Here is a 5,266-nt window from a genome sequence, read left to right on the forward strand (position 1 = left end):
CTCGTACAAGATTGGCTAAATCTGTCTTGGACGCTGGGTGGTCAAGCTTCCTGTCGATACTGACAAACAAAGCCGTAAACGCTGGTTTGTTGGTTATACCAGTAAGCGCCCATAATACATCACAAGATTGTTCTAATTGCGGTGAGAAAGTACCTAAAAAGCTGCATATTCGCTGGCATGACTGCCCTCATTGTGGTTTTTCTCTTGACCGCGATCATAACGCGGCGATAAATATAAAAAATAGAGCGCTGGGGCATCGCGTTCTTAAAGCCAAACGCCTCCTAAGCAATAGCCGGATTGGTTTGGAAGCCTACACCATACCTGTACTCAGGTTGGTGTAGGAGATGTCACCACCATCACCAACATCAACATAAACCCCATCTTCAACTCCGGCGTATTCACAGTAGAAAACACCGGAAAAGTCACCATCGACTACCTCTTCGACGGCGGCGCTTACAAAGGCGAACTAGCCATATTCAGCCTCACCGGAATGGAGCAATTTATCAATAATGAAACCACATTTATCAAAGAAGCAGCCACCCGCAGTCTCAGTAACACAAACCTAGGACATATCGTCATCTCAGATAGTACCGAAGGTGCAAGAATCTCCGGCACATTAGGCGAAAAGAATTGGAATAATGGCGATTACCTAGGTGTCAAAACCTTCGATATGCTTCCCGGCGATAAATTTGGCTTAATGTTAACTCCAAATGGCACAATCCAACAACTATTCAATAACCCCAAAGCCACAGGTGCAATTCGTCCCCTTTTCTCCCTAGCTACCGCCAATCCCAATGACGGATTTCAACTAGGGCAAATTGCCGATCTTACGGGCAATGGTAACGCCTTTGTCATGGAAGATTTACGGATAGACCGTAACTCCGATAAAGATTATAAGGAAATTATCGGGCTGACTTGAGTCGGGATTTTAATGAAACTATTGATAGCCAGGGTAATGTTTATTCTTACCAAAAGAATCCACAGGGAACCTATGATTCTAATCCCTCTCCTACCAATAATAATAGTCATGGAACAGAAGTAGCTGGAATTGCTGCTGCTGTGGGAAATAATGGTATAGGAATCAGTGGTGTTGCACCGAATGCAGCGGTGGCAGGATTGAGATTAACTGCGGGAGAGGTTAACGATAAACAGATTGCTGATGCGGTGTCTTATTTGCGGAATGATATCGATATTTACAATAGCAGTTGGAAGATAATTGATAATTTCTGGGCTTCACCGATGGCGGAGTATGAGTTGGAGATTGGTGCGACTCAGGGCAGAAATGGGTTGGGGAATATTCATGTGTTTGCGGCGGGGAATGATGGGGGAAGTGAGGGTAATGTTAATTACAATACTTTAACTAATTCTCGTCATGGAATTGTGGTGGGTGCGGTTACTTCTAGTGGGGAGGAAACTAATTACAGTCAACCGGGTGCGGCGGTGTTAGTTTCGGCTTATGCGGGTGGTATTGCGACTACTGATTTGTTGGGTAATCAGGGGGTAAATCCAGGTAATAGTTTTGGGGATTATTTGGATGGAAATTATACGGGAAATGGTAGTGCTACTTCTGTTCCTGCGGCTCAAGTTTCGGGTACTGTGGCGTTAATGTTGGAAGCAAATCCGAGTTTGAGTTTGCGGGATGTGCAGCATATTTTAGTGGAGACTGCGGTTAAGAATAATCCGACTAATCAGGGTTGGGTGACTAATGGTGGGGGAAATAATGTACATAATCAGTATGGTTTTGGTGTGGTTGATGCGGCGGCGGCGGTGAGTTTGGCGAAAAATTGGACTTCTGTGGGGAGTGAAGTAAAGATTTCGGCTTTTGAAGAGTTTGATAATCCTATTTTAATTCCGGATAATGATGAGAATGGGATTACTCGAAAGTTTACTATTAGTGAGGATATTACGGTTGAGTCGGCGGAGGTTTTGTTTGATGCTAAACATGATTTTCGTGGAGATTTGGAGGTTATTTTAACTTCGCCGGATGGCACAGAGTCGGTGTTGGCTTCGCACAATGGGATTAAGGGGAAGGATTTTGATAAGTGGGTGTTTACTTCGGTAAGGAATTGGGGTGAGTCTGCTGTTGGTGAGTGGAAGTTATCGGTGAAAGATTGGCAGTCTGGTGATGTGGGGAGTTTGAGTGAGTGGGGGTTGAATATTTATGGTAGTAAGCCTACTGTTACTATTAAAGCTACTGATGATTTTGCTGCTGAGGGAGAAGATGCTGGGGAGTTTACTGTTTTTCGCAGTGGGAGTAGTAAGAATCAGCTTACTGTTAGTTATGAGATCGATCTTAGCCCTGTCGGGACTAAACCACCAGCCACTAATGGTGTCGATTATGAAAAACTGACTGGTACAATTACTATTCCGGCTGGTGCTGATTCAGTGAAGATTCCCATTATAACTTTGGATGATAGCGATGCGGAATTGCCAGAAATAGTTAAACTGAAGTTAAAAGAGAATAATGGCTATCAAGTGGGAAATAGTAACGTGGATTGGCTGTTAATTGCTGACACGGAAACACCGCAAATTAGTGTTTATGCTGGTGCCTACTACTAACCCGACAGCCCGACAGAGAATAAATTCTCTGGCGGATGTGATGGCAGATTTAATTAATTTCCATCACATCTTCATACAAAGCTGCAATAGGAAAGCGAAAATCAACACTAGCTAGGTGAATTTCATCTCCCTGACTATAAACATACAATTCCCAACGCCCTTCTGAATTCCGGCGAAAACATTCTACAGCGATCCTTTCTTGACTAATTAGCACATATTCTTCTAAACTTGCCAAAGTTCTGTAGTCACCAAACTTATCTCCTCGATCAAATGCTGCCGTTGTGGGAGATAAAACTTCTACAACTAAGCGCGGATAGCGAATAAAGTCTTCGTTTAAAGAAGTGCGATCGCGCTCATCACAAGTTACAGTAACATCAGGATAGTAATAAACATTGGCTGCTTCAATTCTGACTTTTATATCTGTCGTGTAAGGAATAGAGCCACTGCCTCGCAGGTGGTTTTTCAATCGAGTAGCGAAATTAAGCGCAATGATACCATGGGCTTTACTTGCACCAGCCATTGCATAGACTTCTCCTCGGATATATTCGTGCTTGATGGGGGAAATTTTTTCACCTTCTAAATAGTCTTCTGGAGAAATATAAGAGGAGTTAAAATTAGCAATCATCTGAGGAATACTCCACAAGTAGTAATTTTATTTTACGCGATGGCTTCGCCCCCCTACTGGACTGTTTCAGCTAAAATAGTGCATTAAAGCGAGGCTTTGTTGGGTAACATCCGTCAACCCAACCTACATCTATTGCTACAATTAGCCATTAGCCCCTACTGCGGATCGAGTTTCAACACCGCCATAAAAGCCTCCTGCGGTACATCAACAGTACCAACAGATTTCATCCGTTTTTTCCCTTTGGCTTGCTTTTGAAGAAGTTTCTTCTTACGAGAGATATCACCGCCGTAGCATTTGGCAAGAACATCTTTACGCAATGCCGGAATATGTTCGCTAGCGATAACACGACTACCGATAGAGGCTTGGATGGGAATTTTGAATTGGTGACGGGGAATTAATTCTTTGAGTTTTTCCACTAAGGCGCGACCAACGTTGTAGGCTTTATCTCGGTGGACAATCATCGCGAGGGAGTCAACCATGTCAGCGTTGATCAGAATATCCAGCTTAACCAAGGCATTTTCGCGGTAGCCGATAACATGATATTCCATACTGGCATAACCGCGCGATCGCGATTTTAACTGATCGAAAAAGTCAGTCACCACTTCAGCCAAGGGCAACTCGTAAACTAAAGTTGTCCGCCCTTGGGTTAAATACTTCATGTCCTTGAAAATGCCCCGCCGATTTTGGCATAATTCCATCAGCGTGCCAACATAGCTTTCGGGCGTAATCATTTCCAACTTGACATAAGGTTCCGCAATACTTTCCCTTTCGTTAGCAGGTGGTAAGTGACTGGGGTTGTCAATCTCGTAGCTTTCCCCGGCAATGGTGGTAACCTGATAAACTACAGAAGGTGCAGTTGTAATCAAATCCAGATTATATTCCCGCTCTAGTCGCTCCTGGACGATTTCCATGTGGAGTAAGCCCAAAAATCCGCAGCGAAAACCAAATCCCATCGCGCTAGAAGTTTCTGGTTCGTAGTGGAGTGCTGCATCATTAAGTTTAAGCTTATCCAAAGCTTCCCGCAAATCCCCATATTGATCTGCATCGATGGGAAACAAGCCACAAAATACCATTGGCTTGGCTTCTGCGTAACCCGGCAAAGGGGTTTCGGCTGGTTTTGCTGCTAAAGTAATCGTATCGCCAACACGAGCATCTTCTACGGCTTTAATCGCTGCTGCCAGGTAACCTACCTCACCCGCGTGAAGTTCCTGCACCTGGATTTGGGTAGGGGAGAGAATACCCAATTCATCAATTTCGCACCCCTTGCCGGATGCCATGAATTGAACTTTGTCACCTTTTTTGACTGCACCATCCACAACTCTGAAATAAACAATCACACCCCGGTACAAGTCATAGTAGCTATCGAAAATCAGGGCACGGAGGGGTTTGTTTACAGTATCCTGTGGAGGGGGAACTAGATGTACGATGGATTCGAGAATTTCCTCAATTCCGATCCCTTCCTTTGCAGATGCCTTGATTGCTCCGCTACAATCAAGACCAATGATCTCTTCAATTTCGCCTTTCACCCGTTCCGGTTCCGCGCCGGGTAAGTCGATTTTATTGAGAACAGGAATAATTTCCAGATTATGCTCTAAGGCTAAGTAAACATTAGCTAGAGTCTGAGCCTCAACCCCTTGGGAAGCATCTACAACGAGGAGTGCGCCTTCGCAGGCAACTAGCGATCGCGAAACTTCATAAGAAAAATCTACATGACCAGGTGTATCAATCAGATTGAGAACGTACTCTTGACCATCCCTGGCAGTATAGTTCATCCGCGCTGCTTGGAGCTTAATTGTAATCCCTCGCTCTCTTTCTAAATCCATGTTATCCAGGAACTGTTCTTTCATCTCCCGAGCGCTGACAGTACCTGTCGTCTGCAACAGGCGATCGGCTAAAGTGGATTTTCCATGGTCAATGTGGGCGATGATGGAAAAATTACGGATACGAGAGACAGGAACATCAGTCATGGCAATGGGTGGCGATAGAAAAATCGGCGACAGGACATTAGTTTAGTACTTAATGTATTGTAATGTTTCTGTCCATATATTAGGGAGTGGGGAATGGGGAGTAGGGAGTGGGGAG

At 44.5% G+C, this 5,266-nt stretch carries 5 protein-coding genes; 3 read left to right on the forward strand and 2 right to left on the reverse strand.

Annotation, left to right across the window (positions count from 1 at the left end; genetic code table 11):
- The 3 genes from NJ959_RS25115 to NJ959_RS25125 all read left to right on the forward strand — a co-directional run.
- On the forward strand, positions 1-341 hold a 341-nt coding region (locus NJ959_RS25115; protein WP_254014489.1), incomplete at its 5' end, for an RNA-guided endonuclease InsQ/TnpB family protein.
- Positions 342-490: 149 nt separating this feature from the next.
- Positions 491-919, forward strand: a complete 429-nt coding sequence (locus NJ959_RS25120; RefSeq protein WP_254014490.1) for a DUF4114 domain-containing protein — start codon at positions 491-493, stop codon at positions 917-919.
- Complete coding sequence (locus tag NJ959_RS25125; RefSeq protein ID WP_254014491.1) at positions 916-2,559, forward strand: S8 family serine peptidase; 1,644 nt, start codon at positions 916-918, stop codon at positions 2,557-2,559. The genes NJ959_RS25120 and NJ959_RS25125 overlap by 4 nt, the downstream gene beginning before the upstream one ends.
- Before the next feature lie 49 nt (positions 2,560-2,608).
- Here the strand turns inward: NJ959_RS25125 and NJ959_RS25130 are convergent, their stop codons facing one another.
- Together NJ959_RS25130 and lepA are read right to left on the reverse strand one after the other, a co-directional pair.
- Positions 2,609-3,184 (reverse strand): Uma2 family endonuclease, encoded by a 576-nt coding sequence (locus tag NJ959_RS25130; protein WP_254014492.1) that lies wholly within the window; start codon positions 3,182-3,184, stop codon positions 2,609-2,611.
- A gap of 155 nt (positions 3,185-3,339) precedes the next feature.
- Complete coding sequence (gene lepA, locus NJ959_RS25135; RefSeq protein ID WP_254014493.1) at positions 3,340-5,151, reverse strand: translation elongation factor 4; 1,812 nt, start codon at positions 5,149-5,151, stop codon at positions 3,340-3,342.
- Between the last annotated feature and the right edge of the window lie 115 nt (positions 5,152-5,266).

Source organism: Limnofasciculus baicalensis BBK-W-15 (genome assembly GCF_024178385.1).
GTDB lineage: Bacteria > Cyanobacteriota > Cyanobacteriia > Cyanobacteriales > Coleofasciculaceae > Limnofasciculus > Limnofasciculus baicalensis.